16 protein-coding genes and 1 rRNA gene are annotated in these 17,192 nt (G+C 71.1%); 5 read left to right on the forward strand and 12 right to left on the reverse strand.

Annotation, left to right across the window (positions count from 1 at the left end; translation table 11 throughout):
- A 5S ribosomal RNA gene (rrf, locus tag ACFPZJ_RS20380) occupies positions 1-86 on the forward strand; the annotation flags it as partial.
- A gap of 53 nt (positions 87-139) precedes the next feature.
- Here rrf and ACFPZJ_RS20385 read toward each other — a convergent pair.
- From ACFPZJ_RS20385 to ACFPZJ_RS20400, 4 genes are read right to left on the reverse strand one after another with little or no spacing between them, the layout of a single operon-like run.
- On the reverse strand, positions 140-820 hold the full coding sequence (locus ACFPZJ_RS20385; RefSeq protein WP_381023492.1) for a response regulator: 681 nt from the start codon (positions 818-820) through the stop codon (positions 140-142).
- Positions 817-2,076 carry a sensor histidine kinase gene (locus ACFPZJ_RS20390; protein WP_381023495.1) on the reverse strand — a complete coding sequence of 420 codons (1,260 nt, stop codon included), beginning with the start codon at positions 2,074-2,076 and terminating at the stop codon, positions 817-819. The genes ACFPZJ_RS20385 and ACFPZJ_RS20390 overlap by 4 nt, the downstream gene beginning before the upstream one ends.
- A gap of 23 nt (positions 2,077-2,099) precedes the next feature.
- Positions 2,100-2,879, reverse strand: a complete 780-nt coding sequence (locus ACFPZJ_RS20395) for an ABC transporter permease (protein ID WP_381023498.1) — start codon at positions 2,877-2,879, stop codon at positions 2,100-2,102.
- Entirely contained in the window at positions 2,876-3,796 is a 921-nt protein-coding gene (locus ACFPZJ_RS20400) for an ABC transporter ATP-binding protein (protein WP_381023501.1), read from the reverse strand. Before ACFPZJ_RS20400 ends, ACFPZJ_RS20395 begins: the two co-directional genes overlap by 4 nt.
- A gap of 93 nt (positions 3,797-3,889) precedes the next feature.
- Here ACFPZJ_RS20400 and ACFPZJ_RS20405 point away from each other — a divergent pair, with 93 nt between their 5' ends.
- The gene (locus ACFPZJ_RS20405; RefSeq protein WP_381023504.1) at positions 3,890-4,432 is read left to right on the forward strand and encodes a GNAT family N-acetyltransferase; all 543 of its coding nucleotides are present in this window, start codon (positions 3,890-3,892) and stop codon (positions 4,430-4,432) included.
- Positions 4,433-4,473: 41 nt separating this feature from the next.
- Here the strand turns inward: ACFPZJ_RS20405 and ACFPZJ_RS20410 are convergent, their stop codons facing one another.
- The 7 genes from ACFPZJ_RS20410 to ACFPZJ_RS20440 all read right to left on the reverse strand — a co-directional run bounded on the left by ACFPZJ_RS20410 (position 4,474) and on the right by ACFPZJ_RS20440 (position 11,656).
- Entirely contained in the window at positions 4,474-6,012 is a 1,539-nt protein-coding gene (locus ACFPZJ_RS20410; RefSeq protein ID WP_381023507.1) for a TraM recognition domain-containing protein, read from the reverse strand.
- A gap of 14 nt (positions 6,013-6,026) precedes the next feature.
- On the reverse strand, positions 6,027-7,436 hold the full coding sequence (locus ACFPZJ_RS20415) for an ATP-binding protein (protein ID WP_381023510.1): 1,410 nt from the start codon (positions 7,434-7,436) through the stop codon (positions 6,027-6,029).
- A gap of 6 nt (positions 7,437-7,442) precedes the next feature.
- Positions 7,443-8,999, reverse strand: a complete 1,557-nt coding sequence (locus ACFPZJ_RS20420) for an SCO6880 family protein (protein ID WP_381023511.1) — start codon at positions 8,997-8,999, stop codon at positions 7,443-7,445.
- Complete coding sequence (locus ACFPZJ_RS20425) at positions 8,996-10,321, reverse strand: hypothetical protein (RefSeq protein ID WP_381023514.1); 1,326 nt, start codon at positions 10,319-10,321, stop codon at positions 8,996-8,998. Before ACFPZJ_RS20425 ends, ACFPZJ_RS20420 begins: the two co-directional genes overlap by 4 nt.
- On the reverse strand, positions 10,311-11,138 hold the full coding sequence (locus tag ACFPZJ_RS20430) for a DUF8175 domain-containg protein (protein ID WP_381023516.1): 828 nt from the start codon (positions 11,136-11,138) through the stop codon (positions 10,311-10,313). Before ACFPZJ_RS20430 ends, ACFPZJ_RS20425 begins: the two co-directional genes overlap by 11 nt.
- Positions 11,135-11,257: a hypothetical protein gene (locus ACFPZJ_RS20435; protein WP_381023518.1), complete on the reverse strand. Its 123-nt coding sequence runs from the start codon at positions 11,255-11,257 to the stop codon at positions 11,135-11,137. The genes ACFPZJ_RS20430 and ACFPZJ_RS20435 overlap by 4 nt, the downstream gene beginning before the upstream one ends.
- A gap of 90 nt (positions 11,258-11,347) precedes the next feature.
- The gene (locus ACFPZJ_RS20440; RefSeq protein ID WP_381023520.1) at positions 11,348-11,656 is read right to left on the reverse strand and encodes a hypothetical protein; all 309 of its coding nucleotides are present in this window, start codon (positions 11,654-11,656) and stop codon (positions 11,348-11,350) included.
- A 505-nt stretch (positions 11,657-12,161) separates the two neighbouring features.
- On the opposite strand from ACFPZJ_RS20440, the gene ACFPZJ_RS20445 reads away from it, so the two are divergent.
- From ACFPZJ_RS20445 to ACFPZJ_RS20455, 3 genes are all read left to right on the forward strand, one after another.
- Complete coding sequence (locus tag ACFPZJ_RS20445) at positions 12,162-12,932, forward strand: trypsin-like serine peptidase (protein WP_381023523.1); 771 nt, start codon at positions 12,162-12,164, stop codon at positions 12,930-12,932.
- 110 nt (positions 12,933-13,042) lie between these two features.
- Positions 13,043-14,050, forward strand: a complete 1,008-nt coding sequence (locus tag ACFPZJ_RS20450; protein ID WP_381023525.1) for a C40 family peptidase — start codon at positions 13,043-13,045, stop codon at positions 14,048-14,050.
- 253 nt (positions 14,051-14,303) lie between these two features.
- Complete coding sequence (locus ACFPZJ_RS20455; RefSeq protein ID WP_381023528.1) at positions 14,304-15,014, forward strand: phosphatase PAP2 family protein; 711 nt, start codon at positions 14,304-14,306, stop codon at positions 15,012-15,014.
- Positions 15,015-15,163: 149 nt separating this feature from the next.
- Here ACFPZJ_RS20455 and ACFPZJ_RS20460 read toward each other — a convergent pair whose 3' ends face one another.
- Positions 15,164-16,714, reverse strand: coding sequence for an FAD-binding oxidoreductase (locus tag ACFPZJ_RS20460; protein WP_381023531.1), 1,551 nt, complete (start codon positions 16,712-16,714; stop codon positions 15,164-15,166).
- Positions 16,715-17,192 lie beyond the last annotated feature (478 nt).

Genomic DNA, 17,192 nt, shown 5'->3' on the forward strand with positions numbered 1-17,192 from the left:
GTTACATTCCGAACCCGGAAGCTAAGCCTTACAGCGCCGATGGTACTGCAGGGGGGACCCTGTGGGAGAGTAGGACGCCGCCGAACAATCATTGAGAAAGCCCCGCATCGTATGATGCGGGGCTTTTTGCTTTTCCCGGTCAGGCTCCGGAGGGCCTCACCAGCTTGGTGTCGTACGCCAGGATCACCGCCTGGATCCTGTCCCGGGAACCGGTCTTGGCGAGGATGCGGCCCACGTGCGTTTTCACGGTCGACTCGGCGAGATGGAGGCGCGTGGCTATCTCCGTGTTCGTCCAGCCCTTGCCGATAACCGTGAGGATCTCGCGTTCGCGGTCCGTCAGGGGCGCCAGGCGGGGGTCTTCCGGTGTCGGCGCTTCCGTGGTGACCCCTCCCGTCGGCAGGTGATGGGCGTAGGCGTCCAGGAGGCGGCGGGTCAGGCTGGGGGCCACCACCGCGTCTCCCGTCGCCACGGCGCGGACGCCGGACAGGAGCTCCTCGGGCTGGGCGTCCTTGACGAGGAAGCCGGACGCTCCGGCGCGCAGGCCGGCGTAGGCGTACTCGTCCAGGTCGAAGGTGGTGAGGATCAGGACCCTGGTGCGGTCGCCGGCGGCGGCGATACGGCGGGTGGCCTCGATGCCGTCCAGGCCGGGCATACGGATGTCCATGAGGACCACGTCCGGGTGGAGCTCCGCCGTCATGCGGACCGCTTCGCTGCCGTTGGACGCTTCGCCCAGCACCGTCATGTCGTCCTGGCTCTCCAGGAGCATCCGGAAGCCGAAGCGCTGGAGGGGCTGGTCGTCGGCGATGAGGACCGTGGTCACTGCGCGCTTTCCTCCGGGAGGTGTAGGTGGACGCGCCAGCCGCGCTCCGGATGCGGGCGCGGACCGGCCTCAAGTGTGCCGCCGTACAGGGCCGTTCGCTCCCGCATTCCGGCAAGACCCCTGCCGCCGTCGCCCGGGCCAGGGGGCCGGCCCCCGTTCCCGGTGTCGGTGACGGTCGCGGTCACGGCGCCCTTGTCCTCGTACGACAGGACGATCTCGGCGGTCGCGCCCGGGCCGCCGTGCTTCAGGGTGTTGGTCAGGGCTTCCTGGATGACGCGGTACACGGTGAGCTGGCGGCCCGGGGGAAGAGTGGGGTTGCCGTGGGTGGTGGTGCGGACGGGCAGGCCGGCGGCGCGGACGTTGGCGAGGAGCTGGTCGAGGTCGGTGAGGGTGGGCTGCGGGGTCAGCTCGGCGTGGTCCGGCTTCTCCTCCTCCCGTAGGACGTCGAGCAGGCGGCGGAGTTCGCCGAGGGCCTGGCGGCTGGTGGTGCCGATGGCGTGGAGGGCCTGGGCGGCGCGTTCCGGGGACTTGGCGGCGGCGTACTTCCCGCCGTCGGCGAGGCCCGTGATGACGGAGAGGTTGTGGCCGATGATGTCGTGCATCTCTCGGGCGATACGGGCGCGTTCGGCCGCGGCGGCCAGGCGGGCCTGCTGGTCGCGTTCGATCTCCAGGCGGCGGGCGCGTTCTTCCAGGGCCTCGGTGTAGTCGCGGCGGGTGCGGACCGTGATGCCGATGGCCACCGCTACGGCTATCGACATCAGCACCGGAACGATGTCCTGGTCCGCGGTGCCCTTCGGGTGGCGAACGGTGGTCACGACCACCGGCGCGGTGATCAGGACCGTCGCCCACCACAGCATGCGCGGGCGCAGGCGCAGGGCGATGTGGAAGACGACGAGCAGCTGGAGCAGGGCCGCTTGCAGGACGGCGCCGGTCCAGGAGTTGACCAGGGCGACCGGGACGATGGCCAGGAGCACGCCGAACGGGCGGCTGCGCCGCCAGAGGAGCGGCACGGAGAAGCCCAGGCTCAGGGCGAGGATCAGCCAGTCCGGGTTGTGGGAATTGCGCGCCACGTTGCGCCAGCCGCCGCCGTAGTAGTCGATCAGCGCCGCCGTCACCCAGAATCCCGTCAGGTGCAGGTCCCAGACGAGCGGGTGGCGCTGGTCGAAGGCGCGCACCCGCTGGGTGACGCGCTGAAGGTACTCGGTGAGGGGCTCGGTCGTCCTTGCCGCCGCTCGTTCTGCCGTCACGGGATCCATCGTGGGAGTTCTGCCGCCGGGCGTCACACGTCTCGTCGCCTCAGGAACAGGGCGGCCGTGGCCAGGGATGCGGCCGCCCACAGGGCCATCGCCAGGAGCGCGGCCTCCGGTGAGGTCGCGCCCGGGGTCGGCTGTGCGGTGGTGAGGGCCTCCAGTGCCCTGCCGGGGAAGCAGCGGACCGCGTCGTCGACGATGTCGTACGGGAGCATGGCCAGCACCTCCGGGAGGATCATGACCAGGCCGATGAAGGCGCCGGTGGCCAGGGGGACGGAGCGGGCCAGGGCTCCGATGCCGAGGGCCGTGACGGTGAGGAGGGTCAGGCCGACGGCGTTGCCGACGAGGGCGCGCAGGACACCGGGGTCGCCGAGGGCCGCGGCCTGGTCGGTGCCGGAGAGGAAGTACTGGGCCAGCGGGAAGGTGAGGAGGTTCGTCCACAGGGTCAGGGGCAGGGTGATCGCGGCGAGGACGGCGGCCTTGGACCACAGGACGGGCAGGCGGCGCGGGACCGCGGTCATGGTGGCGCGGATCTGGCCCGTGGAGTACTCGCCGGCCGTGGCCAGGATGGCCAGCACGCCCAGGTTGAGCTGGGCGAACTGGGTGCCGAGGAGGACGAGGACGACCGTGTCGAGCTGTCCCTCGCCGTCGCCGTCGTAGGCGGCGCCCAGGCCCGCGCCCATCGCGACGGTCAGGGCGCTCGTCGCGACGAGGGTGATCCAGGTGGAGCGCAGGGTCCACAGCTTGTGCCATTCGGAGCGCAGGACCCGGGCCGGGGTGACGCGGTGGGCGAGGCTCGCGGTGGTCATGCCGCGGCTCCTTCCAGAGTCGCGGCGTACTCCACCGCGTCGCGGGTGAGGTCCATGAACGCCTCCTCCAGGGAGGCTGTGCTGGGGGTCAGTTCGAAGAGGGGGATGGCGTGGGCGGCGGCGGTGCGTCCGATGTGTTCGGTGTCGGCGCCGCGGACCTGGAGGGTGCCGGGGGTGTCGCTGGTGATGTCGACGCCGGGGCCGGAGAGGAGACGGACGAGGGCGGCGGCTTCCGGGGTGACGACCTTGACGGTGCCGGCGCCGGAGTCCCGTACGAAGTCCCCGACCGTGGTGTCGGCCAGGAGGCGGCCTCGGCCGATGATGACCAGGTGGTCGGCGGTGAGGGCCATCTCGCTCATCAGGTGGGAGGAGACGAAGACCGTACGGCCCTCGGCGGCCAGGGACTTCAGGAGGGTGCGGATCCACAGCACGCCCTCCGGGTCGAGGCCGTTGACCGGCTCGTCGAGGATGACGGTGGCCGGGTCGCCGAGCAGGGCGGCGGCGATGCCGAGGCGCTGGCCCATGCCGAGGGAGAAGCCCTTGACGCGGCGGTGGGCGACCTCGGTCAGCCCGGTGAGGGCCAGGACGTGTGCGACGCGGGCGCGCGGGATGCCGTGGGTGTGGGCGAGGGCGCGCAGGTGGTGGTGGGCGGTGCGGCCGGGGTGGACCGAGCGGGCCTCCAGCAGGGCACCGACCTCGGTGAGGGGCGCGGGGTGGGCGGCGTACCGGCGTCCGCCGACGGTGGCGTGGCCGCGGGTGGGGGCGTCCAGGCCGAGGATCATGCGCAGGGTGGTGGACTTTCCGGCGCCGTTCGGGCCGAGGAAGCCGGTGACGGTGCCCGGGCGGACGGTGAAGGACAGGTCGGAGACGACCGTCCTGTCGCCGTAGCGTTTGGTCAGGTCCTGTGCCGTAATCATGCTTCGATGCTCGTCCGCGCGGGGGCGGCGGGCGTCGGACCGGCGGCGGTATTCGGGGTGAGGGGCGTCGTACCCGGGTACTACGGTGGCCGCATGACCTACCTGATCCGGTCCGTCCGTCCCGAGGAGTGGCCGGCGGCGAAGGAGCTGCGGCTCGCGGCGCTGCGGGACCCGGTGGCGCACCTCGCCTTCGTGGAGACGTACGACGAGGCGGCCGCCAGGCCGGACTCCTTCTGGCAGGAGCGGACGGCGGGTGCGGCCGAAGGGGCGGACGCGGCGCAGCAGATCATCGCCGAGGGCCCGGACGGGCGGTGGGTGGGGACGCTGACCGTGCTGATGGAGGAGCCCGGGACGACGGACTGGGCCGGGTGTGCGGTGGAGCGCAAGCAGGGACACGTGGTCGGGGTGTTCGTACGGCCCGAGGAGCGGGGGAGCGGGCTGACCGAGGTGCTGTTCGACGCCGCCCTGGAGTGGTCGTGGGCGCACGGGGCGGAGCGGGTGCGGCTCATCGTGCACGAGGGGAACGGGCGGGCGCAGCGGTTCTACCGCAAGGTGGGTTTCGTGCCGAGCGGGGTGAGCGTGCCCGTGGGGGAGTCGGGGGAGCGGGAGCTGGAGTTCGTGCTGGAGCGGGACTGAGGGGGCGTCCTGCGGCGGCTTCTGAGGGGCTGGAGGGCTGCTCAAACCGGCAGTTCGGTGTCCGGCCAGCGGGCGCGGCCCTGTTCCCGGGACCGGAGCAGGGCCAGGGTCGGCATGCCCCGGTCCGCTCCGGTGGCCAGCAGCTCCGGCAGCTGCGGCAGCGGGGCCACGGCCGCGACGTCGTCGAGGACGAGCGTCAGTGGTGGGTCGAGCCGACCGGAGGATGACCGTTCGGCCATGCGCCGGCCGTGCTCGACCACGTTGGAGACGAGGGCCGTCAGGAGGGGCATGGCGCCCGGATTCGTCCTGGGGTCCTCGATGGATTCCCCCACCACATAAAGCGTGCCCCCTTCGTGGACGAAGGAATCCAAGGCGAGGGCATCACTTCGGTTGGGAGTGCAGGCTTCGCGGACGTTGACCGTGAACAGCGCGGACAGCGCGCGGGTGATCAACTGCTGGGCCGTGTCGCGGCGTTCGGGGTGCGCGGTGAGGGCGGCCTCGAGTTCGCCGGCGGCTCCGGGCGCGGCCTTGGGGTTCGTCCGCAGGGTGCGTACGGCTTCCTGGAGCTGGGTGCCCTGGGACCAGCGGTGGACGTGGCGGACGGTGCGGCCGTCCAGGGCCGCGGCGTGCAGGTAGCTGCGCAGGAGTGTGGTGGCGGTGTCGGCGACGGCCTGGTCGAGTTTGGCGGTGGGGCGTACGGGGGTGAGGAGGGCGGTGGCTGTCCGCGCAGCCGTCTGTCCGTCCTCGCATCCGGCTGTGGGGGACCAGTGGAGGCGGGACGGGGTGGCGCAGAGGTGGGTGGGGTCGTAGAGGAGGACGGGACCGAGTTTGGCGCGGGCGTCCTTGGTGTCCTGCCAGAGGTCGGCGTTGGAGGTGATGATCAGGGCGGGGCCGTCCGCATCGCGTACCGCTTGGGTGGCGGTGGTCCGGCGGGTCTCCCTCGGGGCTACGAGGATCTTTTCCCGTCCGCCCGTCCGGTCCTGGCCGAACGGAGAAGCCGGGGACTGATGACGGGGCGCTGGAGCGGCGTCGGGGGGCACTGAGAGAGCCGTGGCGTCGGGCGCGGTGCGGGCCGTCGGTACGTCGGGGTGGCGCGGTGGGGCCGTCTCGTGCTGGACCGGCGTCGGAACGTCGTGCCGGGACCGGGTCCCGGTCGGGTCCTGCGGCGCTGCCGCCGGCCGCTGGAGTGCCGCGCTCTGCTCGGCCCGGCGCCGCAGGCGTCCGGCCTTCCAGCGGGCCGCCGTGCTCATCGCGAACACCGTGAGGACGAACAGCACCATCAACTGGCCGATGAACAGGCCCCAGAAGAGTCCGTAGCCGGGGAGCTGGCCCGGTGGTGTGTCCGGCCAGGCGCCCGTGATGTCCTGCGGCCGGGTGATGAGATGGCGCATGGCCAGAGGGGTGCGGGTGAAGGTGACGCCCCGCGGCCAGGAGCCGTGGGCGAACCGGCCGGCCAGGCCCGTGGCGGTCCACACCAGCAGGGTCATGCCGAGGAGGAACGCGAGGATGCCGATCAGCAGGCCGTCCGGGATGCCTTGCTGGCCGTCCCGGCGCTGGTCGTGGCGGTAGTCCGGTCTCACCCTGCCTCCTGCCCCTACGCCACCGTCGACTCGGAGTCGCCCAGGTGCTGCTCCACGAAGGCCGCGGCCCGCTCCTCCGCCTCCCGTTCGGCGGCGCGCAGGGCGTCGTCCGCAAGGTCGGCGGAGGACTCGGTCATCGCGCGGTCGGTGAAGACGAGCGGGCGTTCGGTCTCGGTGACCAGGTGTTTGACGACCTGGACGTTGCCGTTGACGTCCCAGACGGCGATGCCGGGGGTGAGGGTCGGGATGATCTCCACCGCCCAGCGGGGCAGGCCCAGGACGCGGCCGGTGGCCCGGGCCTCGTCCGCCTTCTGGGCGTAGATCGTCCTGGTCGACGCCATCTTCAGGATGGCCGCGGCCTCCTTCGCCGCCGCCCCGTCCACGACGTCCGACAGGTGGTGGACCACCGCCACGAACGACAGGCCCAGGCGCCGCCCGAACTTCAGCAGCCGCTGGAACAGCTGCGCCACGAACGGGCTGTTGATGATGTGCCAGGCCTCCTCGACCAGGAAGATGCGCTTCTTGCGGTCGGGGCGGATCCAGGTGTGCTCCAGCCACACGCCGACGATCGCCATGAGGATCGGCATGGCGATGGAGTTGCGGTCGATGTGGGACAGGTCGAAGACGATCAGCGGCGCATCCAGGTCGATGCCGACCGTGGTGGGGCCGTCGAACATGCCGCGCAGGTCACCGTCGACCAGCCGGTCCAGCACCAGCGCCACGTCCAGGCCCCAGGCCCGTACGTCGTCTATGTCGACGTTCATCGCCTCCGCCGACTCCGGCTCCGGGTGGCGCAACTGCTCGACGATGTCGGACAGTACGGGCTGGCGGTCGACGATGGTCTCGTTGACGTAGGCGTGCGCGACCTTCAGGGCGAAGCCGGAGCGCTCGTCGAGGCCGTGCCCCATCGCGACCTCGATGATCGTCCTCAGCAGCGCGAGCTGCCCGGTCGTCGTGATCGACGGGTCGAGGGGGTTGAGCCGGATGCCGTGGTCCAGGGCGGCCATCGGGTCCAGCCGGATGGGAGTTATCCCCAGCTCCTGCGCGATGAGGTTCCACTCGCCGACGCCGTCCTCGCCTTGCGCGTCCAGGACGACGACCTGGCGGTCGCGGAACCGCAGCTGGCGCAGGACGTACGTCTTCTCCAGGGCCGACTTGCCGTTGCCGGACTCGCCGAGGACCAGCCAGTGGGGGGCGGGGAGCTGCTGGCCGTACAGCTGGAAGGGGTCGTAGATGTAGCCCTTCCCGGAGTACACCTCGCGGCCGATGATGACGCCGGAGTCGCCGAGGCCGGGCGCGGCGGTCGGCAGGTACACCGCCTGGGCCTGGCCCGTGGACGTGCGCACCGGCAGCCGGGTCGTCTCGACCTTCCCGAAGAGGAAGGAGGTGAAGGCGTCGGTGAGGACGGACAGCGGGTCCCGCATCAGGTCCTACCTCCGGATGCCGGTGGCGAAGGGAAGTGTGTTCACGAAGGCGCGGTGGTGCTCGCGGTCGCACCACTCGAGCTTCAGGTACGACTTTCCGGCCGAGGCCCTGATGGTCCGCTTGTCGCGGGCCAGGGCCTCGGGGGAGCGGGAGGAGACGGTGATGTAGCCGACCAGGTTGACGCCCGCCGCGCCGCTGGCTAGGTCCTCGCCTCTCTGGTCGAGGCGGGAGTGGGCGGCGACGTCACGGGGGTCGACGGTGCGGTTCATCTTGGCGGCGCGGGAGGCCTCGGCCTCGTCGTTGGTCTTCTCGGTCAGCATCCGTTCGATGGCTACCTCGGTGGGTTCGAGATCCATCGTCACGGCGACCGTTCGGATGACGTCCGGGGTGTGGACGAGCAGCGGGGCGAGGAAGTTGACGCCCACCGGGGTCATCGGCCACTCCTTCACCCAGGCGGTGGCGTGGCACCAGGGCGCGCGGGTGGAGGACTCGCGGGTCTTGGCCTGGAGGTAGGTGGGCTCGGTGGCGTCCAGCTCGGCCGGCCAGGCATTGCGTTTCGTCATCGCCTGGATGTGGTCGATCGGGTGGTCCGGGTCGTACATGGAGTGGATCAGTGAGGCCAGCCGCCCCTGGCCGAGCGGCTGCCGTACGCGGATGTCCGCCTCCTGCAGGCGCGAGCAGATGTCGGTCAGCTCGCGGGCCATGACGACGGCGAGACCGGCGTCCCGGTCGATCTTGCCGCCGTGCGGACGGGCCGCCCGGGCCATGGCGTGGGCCTCGGCGGCCAGCTCGCGCGTGTAGTGCATGCAGGCGACGAGGTAGGCGCGGTGCTGCTCGCTGCTGGTGGACACCATCGACAGCAGCTGGTCGTAGGACTGCTGGAGCCAGGCCGGGGAGCGCTCGTCGCCGCGGACGGCGACGTCCTTGGCATGGGCGTCGGGGTCGGCGGGGAGGGTGCGGGCGAGCATCTGCAGGCGGGTGACGAAGCCGTCGCCGTTGGCCACGTGCTTGAGCAGGGTGCCGAAGCGGTCGACCAGGGCCTCCTGGTCCTCGGAGTCGCGCAGGCCGACGCCCGGGCCCTCGATCTCGATGGCGGCGGTGACGGTCTTGCGGTCGGCGTGCAGCAGCACGGCGATCTCGTCGGGCCCGAAGGGCGCGGCGAGCCAGGTGATGCGGCCGATCCCGGGCGGCGGCCCGACCTCGATCTCCTGCCCGTCGAGCCGGGTCCCGGCCTCCATGGCGGTGGAACGGTACGTCGCCCCCCGCTTCAGGGTGCGCTTGTAGCTGCGGTTGATCTCGAACCACTTGTAGAACGTGCGGTGCTTGTACGGCACGTACACCGCGGCCAGCGCCACCAGCGGGAAGCCCATCAGCAGCACGATGCGCAGGGACAGGACGGGGACGAGGAGTCCGCACATCATGCCGAGAAACGCGCCCGCGATGATCAGCGCGATCTCGCCGGTCTCGCGGTTGCGGCCGATGATCGCGTTCGGCCGGGCGCGGCCGATCAGATATGTACGGCGGGGCGTGACCGGATGGGACACGTGCGACTCGGTCGTCAACGCCCTTCACCTCCCGTGCGGTTGGTACTGCTGGTGCGGGTGTTGCTGGCGTGAGGCGTGTTCACCGGGCTGCCCGAGCGGGGTGCGGGTGCGGCGGAGGGGGCCGTTCCGCCGCCGTTCGAGGCGCGCGCGCTGTGCGCGGCGACTCCACCGGAGGCGGGGTTGGAGGGGCGGGGGGCGGAGGACTGGGTGCCCGAGCCGTTGTGGTCGGCGCGGGAGCTGTGGGTCTTGATGCCCTGGGCGACCAGGGTGGCCGGGGAGCTGATGACGGCCGCGGCCTTGCCCTCGGCGCCCTGCATGAGGCGGTTGTTGCGGGAGCCGGCGATCTCGTCGCCGAAGCCGGGGACGAAGCGGTAGATCATCGCGCTGGCGAAGATGGCGAGCAGGATGATGGCGAGGCCGGAGACGACGGCGGAGAAGGCGTCCGGGCCGTCGTCGGCGGAGAGCGCGCCGGCGAGGCCGAGCACGATGACGATGACGGGCTTGACGAGGATGACCGCGATCATGATGCCCGCCCAGCGGCGGACGTGGCCCCACAGGTTCTTGTCGACCAGGCCCGCGTAGACGACGGTGCCGAGCAGGGCGCCGACGTAGAGCAGGGCGGCGCGGATGACGAGCTCCAGCCACAGGACGCCGGCGGCGAGGATGCTGACCAGCGAGACGACGATCAGCATGATCGGGCCGCCGCCGATGTCATCGCCCTTCTCCAGGGCGGCGGCGAACGTGCCGAAGAAGGCGTCCGTCTGGTCGCCGGTGGCTTTGGCCAGGACTTCGGTGACGCCGTCGGTGGCGGACACGACGGTGTAGAGGATCAGCGGGGTGAAGGCGGAGGCCAGGACCGTGAGCCAGAGGAAGCCGATGGCTTCGGACAGGGCGGTGGACAGGGGCACGCCGCGTACGGCCCGCTTGGCCACGGCCAGCAGCCACAGCAGGAGGGTCAGGATCGTCGACGCGGCGAAGACGACCGCGTACTGCTGGAGGAACCTGGGGTTCGTGAAGTCGACGTCGGCGGTGTCCTGCACGGCACCGCTGAGCTTCTCGACGGTCCAGGAGGCAGCTTTGGCACAGCCCTGGGCGAGGGAGGAGAGGGGGTCGAGGGTGGAGGTGGGGTCGAGGGTCGAAGCGCCACCCCCTCCCCCTGAACCGCCGCCTTCCTCACAGTACTTCCTGGCGGGAGGAGCGATCAGCGAACAGTCGGTGCTCTGGGACGGCGTCGGTGTCGGCGTGGGCGCGGCGAAGGCACGCGCGGCCGTGAGAACCGCTGCCGTCTGCACGGCTGTGAGGAGGCCGGCGACCTTGAGGACGCGGCGATTAGCGGGCATAAGTGAACCCTCCGTACTCCTCGACGGCCTTCGCCATCTCGTCCGCGGTGGAGGCCCTCTCGTCGCCGGGCACCGGCGCCGGACCGTCCTTCTGAGAGTGCGTCAGGATCTTCCAGTCACCATCGGTCCACTTCAGCTGCATGGTGAGGGTGAACCAACTGTTCGTGACGGGATTCGTGGAGTTTTCGCCCGCGAGGCCCAGAAGGCCGCTGCACCACACATCAATGGTCGCGCTGTCGGCGGAGGCCTTGGTGACCGTCGTGCCGATCGGGCTGGTACGGGAGACGAACGTGTAGCCCCGGGGTGTGGAGCCGTCCTCGTTCAGGCCGACGTTCTTGTTGAACCCAGGTGTGTACGCGTTGTCCAACTTTGCCTGCAAGTCGGCGACCCGTGCAGGAACGATGATCGTCCGAAGGATGGCGTCCCGCCGGTCCTTGTTGAACATCTCCGCCGAGCCCAGGGCGACCGCGTAATTCGCCGCCGCGCTCTCCGCCCCCTGTCGGTCATGGGCGTAGCCCGTGGGGATGGTGTTGGTCTTGGACCGGACCGGGCGTTGGCCCGACGGGGCTGTGGCTGAGGTTTCCGGTTTGTTCTCCGTGTCGCCCGGGGCGGCGGAATCGTCTCCTCCGCGGTTCGCGAAGGCGATCGCCGCGATGAGGAGGACCACCACGCCCACCACCGTGACGAGGCTGCGGGAGGACGACCGGCCGCGGCGGGCGCCGCCGTACAGGTCAGCGCCTCCGTCGGGCAGGCGGGTGCGGGTCTGGCCCGTGCCGCCGTACCCGCCGGAGGCTTCGTGCTCGTCTCCGAGACTCATGCCGCGTACGCCCCCTCGACGTCGTGCGGAAACTCCTCGTGTCGGTCGTACTCCTCGTACTCCACGTACGACGGTAGCCGTGCTGGTTCCCGCGCGGGCGCGGTGTGGTGACTCGACATCAGGGAAACGCAACCTCAGCCGGTGGGCACGACGGGCGGGTGGGATGGAGGGGGAGCCGGGCGTGCCCGGTCGGGACGGGGCGGCCCGGCCTACACGGCCATGCCGTACACGATGGTGAAGAGCGTGCCGAGTGAGCCGATGATGAAGACTCCGGTCAGGCCCGCGATGATGAGGCCCTTGCCCTGTTCGGCGCTGAAGGTGTCGCGAAGGGCCGTCGCCCCGATGCGCTGCTTGGCGGCGCCCCAGACGGCGATGCCGAGGCAGAGCAGGATGGCGAATGCCATCACCACCTGGATCATCGTCTTGGCCTCGTTGCCCAGGCTGCCGAAGGGCCCCCAGTCCGGAGCGATCCCGCCGATGATGGTGTTGATGTCTCCCTTGTCGGCCGCAAAGAGCATGTAAGTCACCGCCCCTGTTGGGTAGTTCCGCATCCTCTGCGGTCGTGCAGAGGTCAGGCCTCATTCTCGCCGACAATGACGCTGTCGTATGTCGACTTGGCGTCATTGATTGGCGGGTTTCGTACGAATACCTTGCCATCGGTCCGTGCCGGCGCCTAAGGGAGGCGCGGACCGGTGTACGAAGAGTCGTATGGTCACTCTGTGTATCACGGCAGGTCACGCCGGGCAACGAGGCCGCAGCGGAACCTGCGGTGTGGTTCCGCGGTTGAGCACCTTTCAGGCCTTTGCCCGTTTGTGGCGGTCGGGCGGGTGAAAGGTCGTCACCTCGTTCTCCGGGTGAAGGCTAACCGGGGGTGTCCGGGCGGCGCGAACGGGCCGGCACGGGGACTCCGTGGCGCGTTCGCTTCCGTGACGGAGAGTCAGCGGGTGTGAGGCGACGGGTACCGGTGCGCGTCCATCGGTCCGTTTGACGTTTCTCTCACCTTCGTGGCCCACAGTGGGGCCGATGAAGCGCACCCTCCGCCTCCTGGGCCCGCGCGGGCGCGCGCTGCTCGGCGTGCTCGTGCTGCTGGCTGCCGTGACCTCGGCCTCCGTCGCCGCCGCGGACGACGGGACCGGGCCCCTCGGGGTGACCGTCACGGCGGCGGTGAACGCGCGCAGCGCGCGGGTGGGGGCGCTGTTCCCCGCCGGACGGGCCTCTCGGCCGGCCGGCGGGCACTTCTGCACCGCCTCCGTGGTGCACGGGCCGTACCGGAACCTCGTCGTCACCGCGGCGCACTGTCTGGACGGCACCGGGGAGCTGGTGTTCGTGCCCGGGTACCGGGACGGCCGGGCACCGTACGGGGTGTGGAGGGTGAAGCGGCGGTTCCTGCCGGACGGGTGGGCCAAGGGGCAGGACGAGGACAGCGACGTGGCGTTCGCGGTGCTCGCTCCCCGGGGCGGGAAGGGGGTGGAGGACGTGGTGGGCGCCAACCGGTTCACCACCGGTACGGCGACGGGGGCCACGGCCGTGACCGTCACCGGGTATCCCGACTCGCGCGAGACGCCCGTCACCTGCACCAACAAGCCGATCGCGCACAGCTCCACCCAGCAGCGCATCCAGTGCCCGGGCTTCAGCGGCGGCACCAGCGGCAGCCCCTGGGTGAACGGTGACGGGCAGGTCGTCGGGGTGCTGGGCGGGCATGAGGAGGGCGGGACGTCACCGGACGTCTCCTACAGTGTCGTGCTCGGCGCGGAGGCGGCCGAGCTGTACCGGGACGCCGCGCGCGACCCCTGACCCGGGCCGGCCGCCCCTCCGCTCCCCCTCTGCCCCCGTGTGATCATTCCGTGGCACGGCTACCGCCCCTACACTGACGTGGCGACGGACTCCCGGTCGGTGAGGGGCGGTTGACGGTGCGTAAGGCGTGGATCGTGGCGACCGCGGTGACCGGTGCCGCGCTGGCCTTCGTGATGCTGCTGGTCGTCGGGGTCTACGTCGTCGCCGGAAACATCGTCAACGGCGTGCGCGGCGGGGCCAGGACGCTGGCCAAGGGGACCGTGCCGGCCGCGTATTCGGCCCTCGTGCAGAAGTGGGGCACCTTGTGCCCCGCCATCAGTCCCGCGCTTCTCGCCGCACAGCTCTACCAGGAGAGCGGGTTCAACCCGAAGGCCCAGAGCCACGCGGCGGCGCAGGGCATAGCGCAGTTCATCCCGGGGACGTGGGCCACGCACGGCATCGACGGCGACGGGGACGGGGACCGTGATGTGTGGGACCCGAAGGACGCCATCCCCTCGGCGGCGTCGTACGACTGCAAACTCGCCTCGTACGTGAAGGACGTACCCGGAAACCTGACCGAAAACATGCTGGCCTCCTACAACGCGGGGGCCTACGCGGTGATCAAGTACGGGGGCGTGCCGCCGTACAAGGAGACGCGGAACTACGTCCGGAGGATCACGGCGCTGGAGAAGAGCTTCGCCGCTCCCGTGGGCCGCGTCGATCCCACCGAGCAGGCCGCCGGCGCCATCGCCTACGCCCAGAAGAAGCTCGGCACGCTCTATCTCTGGGGCGGCACCGGCACCCCTGAGCAGGGCGGACGCTTCGACTGCTCGGGTCTGACGCAGGCCGCGTACGCCAGTGTGGGGATCAAGCTGCCGCGCGTCGCCAACGACCAGTACAACGCGGGACCGCATCCGAAGCGGGACGAACTGCTCCCCGGTGACCTGGTGTTCTTCTCGGACGACCTCACCGATCCACGAGCCATCCGGCATGTCGGCATTTACGTGGGCGGGGGGTACATGATCGACGCGCCCCGGACAGGGGCTGTGATCCGGTTCGACCCGATCGACACGCCGGACTACTTCGGGGCCACCCGGGTCACCGAAGATGGCGCGAAAGCGTTGCCCACGACGGTGTGAACCGAGCGTTAAACCTCCCCCTGAGCTGCGTCGATGGGTCTCTCTTCGATAACGTCTGCGTGATCATTCGGTGGAGTGTGGAACGTATCAACGAGGACCGTGCGTTCCTGTTGGCGTAGCCGAGCCGACGTCAGCCGGCACGTGTGGCGATGTGTGCACGTGTGCAACGGAAGCGGATCTACAGACCACGGGGGTGGCAGCAGTGGCGCACGCACCGGTGCGCCGGGAGAGATGACGAAGGGGCCGCAGCACGATGGCTGGACTCGCCGATTCCGGGTCGAACCCCGACGTCGACCTGCTCTACGACATCAACGGCCTGGCCAAGGCCGCGCCGCCGTGGTTCGACCGGGTCATGGAGTACGTGGGGGAGTACGGGCTGCTGCTCGCCATGGTGCTGCTCGTGCTCGGGTGTTGGTGGACCGTGCGGCGGCGCGGCGCCGAGGACGCGGCGTCGTCGGTGGCCGCGCTGGTGTGGGCGCCGCTGGCGGCCGGTATCGCCGTGCTGGTGAACGTCCCGATCCGGGGCTTCGTGGAACGGCCGCGGCCCTTCCTCGACCACCAGGGGCTGGAGGTGCTCGTCTCCGGCAAGACCGACTACTCCTTCGTGAGCGACCACGCGACGATCACCATGGCCATGGCCGTGGCGCTGTTCGTCGCGAACCGGAGGTTCGGGCTCGTCGGCATCGGGCTCGGGCTGCTCGAAGGCTTCTGCCGCGTCTACATGGGCGTGCACTATCCGACGGACGTCGTGGGCGGGTTCGCGCTCGGTACGGCGGTGGCGTTGCTGTTGTCGCCGGTGGCGATGGCGTTGCTGACGCCGGTCACGCGGGCGGTCGAGCGGTCGCCCCGGGCGGGGTGGCTGATCCGGGCCCGGACCAGAGGGCACGTCGGTCGGGACACGGTGATTCCGGGGACTCGGCGTGAGGCGTCCGGCGGGTCGGAGGAGCGCGACCTCGCCGCGTAGGTGACGGCTGGCCCGCGCCACGAGGTGCCCCTGCACCCGCCCGTGCCGCCCTGGGGGCGCTCCCAGGCCCTCGAGGCGCTGGTGGGGAAGTACGGCTGCCGCAGCTCTGCGGCTGAGCGGCTGAGCACGTCCGCGGCCGGGCCGGCCCCCTACAGCGCCTGGGGATACGTGAAGAAGCGGTTCGGGTCGTACTGGTTCTTGAGTTTGGTCAGGCGAGGGGCCGCGTCCCCGTAGTACGCCTTGCGCCAGTTCGTCAGGGTCGGATCCGTGTAGTTCTGGTAGGCCGCCCCCGAGGCGTACGGGCGCATCGCCTTGTGGGCCGAGGTCAGCCAGGACTGGGCCGTCGATCCGGTCGTGCCCGCCCGCCAGGAGGCGATGTACTGGGCCAGCATCCGCGAGCGGCGGTGGACGAAGGCCGTGGCCGTCGGGGAGACGCGGTTGACGGCACCGCCGAGAGCCGTGAGCTGGACGCTGCCGACACCGCCGCGCACCGAGCGGATCTGGGACAGCAGCGTGCGGATCCCGGCCGCCGACAGGGAGCGGTCGAAGAAGTCCGAGCGGGCCGTGTACGTCTCGCGGCCCAGCGCGCCCTGCGGGGAGCGGCCCGGGGTGGAGCCCGGCAGGTGGCACTGGGCGTCCGTCGGGAAGGACGAGCAGCCGGCGTACACCTCCATCGACTCTTCGTACGAGCGGCGCTTCAGCGAGACGTGGCTCGCCGGGGAGCCGACGCGGTCGGCGAGGCGGTCGAGCGCGTTCTGCAGTTCGCGGTGGGTGCCGAGGGAGAAGGCGGCGACGGACACGGTGGGGGTGCCGCCGGCCGCGTTCGCCAGGTGCAGGGACGACCAGATCTCGTCCGGCTGGGCCGGGCCCCACTCCTGCCAGGCCTTGACGACCGCCGCGGCCTTCGCCCAGGGCCAGGTGAGGTACGCCGAGACGCCCTGCGGGGCCGGGTGGGTCTTGAAGTGCAGTTCGGTCACGACGCCGAAGTTGCCGTTGCCCGCGCCGCGCAGCGCCCAGAACAGGTCCTTGTTCTCCCGGGCGTCGGCGGTGAGCTGCTTGCCGTCCGCCGTGATCAGGGTGGCCCGGGTGAGGCTGTCGCAGGTCAGGCCGTACGCGCGGGAGACCACGCCGTGGCCGCCGCCCAGGGTGAGGCCGGAGACGCCGACGGTGGGGCAGGAGCCGGCCGGGATCGTCACGCCCTTCGCGGCCAGGGCGCGGTAGACGTCGATCAGCTTGGCTCCGGCGCCGACGACGGCGGTGCCGCCGCCGGCCCGGACCCGGCTGAGCTTCGAGACGTCGAGGATCAGGCGGCCGTTTCCGGAGGACCAGCCGGCGTAGGAGTGGCCGCCGTTGCGGATCGCCACCCGGACGTCGTGGGCGCGGGCGTAGGCCAGGGCCGTGCGGATGTCGTCCGAGTGGGCGACGTAGGCGACGGCGGCGGGGGTGAGGGTGTCGAAGCGGGTGTTGTAGAGCTGCCGGGCCGCCTTCCACTGTGCGTCGCCCGGGCGGACCAGGGGGCCGTCGAGGTCGCGGGCCAGCGCGGTCCAGTTGGCGGCTGCCGTGGTGCCGACGGAGGTCAGGGAGGTGCGGGAGGCCGCGGCGCCGCGGGGTCGGCCGGCCGGGCCGGAGCCTTCGCAGGCGGCCGTCGTCACCGCCGCGATCGCGGCAGCGCCGCCTCCGATGAACGTACGCCGGTCCATGTGCGCCTCCCGTGGGTGGTTCTCGTGGAGCCAGACGGGTCCAGCGCCTCCCGGGTTCCGCGTCCCGCGTCCCGTGTTCCAAGGGTGCCAGGGCCGGGGCGCTCGCTCCCGGTCCCACGGGCTCTCGGGGGTGCTGCCGGTTTCCCACGGCGGGACCGCTGCCAGGGCCTCTGCCGGTTTCCCACGGCCGGACCGATCACGGCGCCTCCCGGCTCCCACGGCCGGACCGCTCTCAGGGCCCGGGCTTGACCGATCCCAGGACCGCTCCCAGGGCCCCGGCATGATCGTTGCGGTTCGACGGCCTTCCGTCCGGGACCGGGACCTCGGCGTGCTCTCCCCGTGAGCATTCCGTGACCTAACCGCACTGTCTACAGGGGTTCACCCCCCGTTCATGTACGGCCATCGGCGGCTTCACCTGATCTGCCTAATTTCGGCCTTACGCGATGCGAGCCGCATCCCGAACACGCGCGTCCGCATC

It is taken from the genome of Streptomyces bullii, assembly GCF_042657145.1.
In the GTDB taxonomy this organism is placed as follows: Bacteria; Actinomycetota; Actinomycetes; order Streptomycetales; family Streptomycetaceae; genus Streptomyces; species Streptomyces bullii.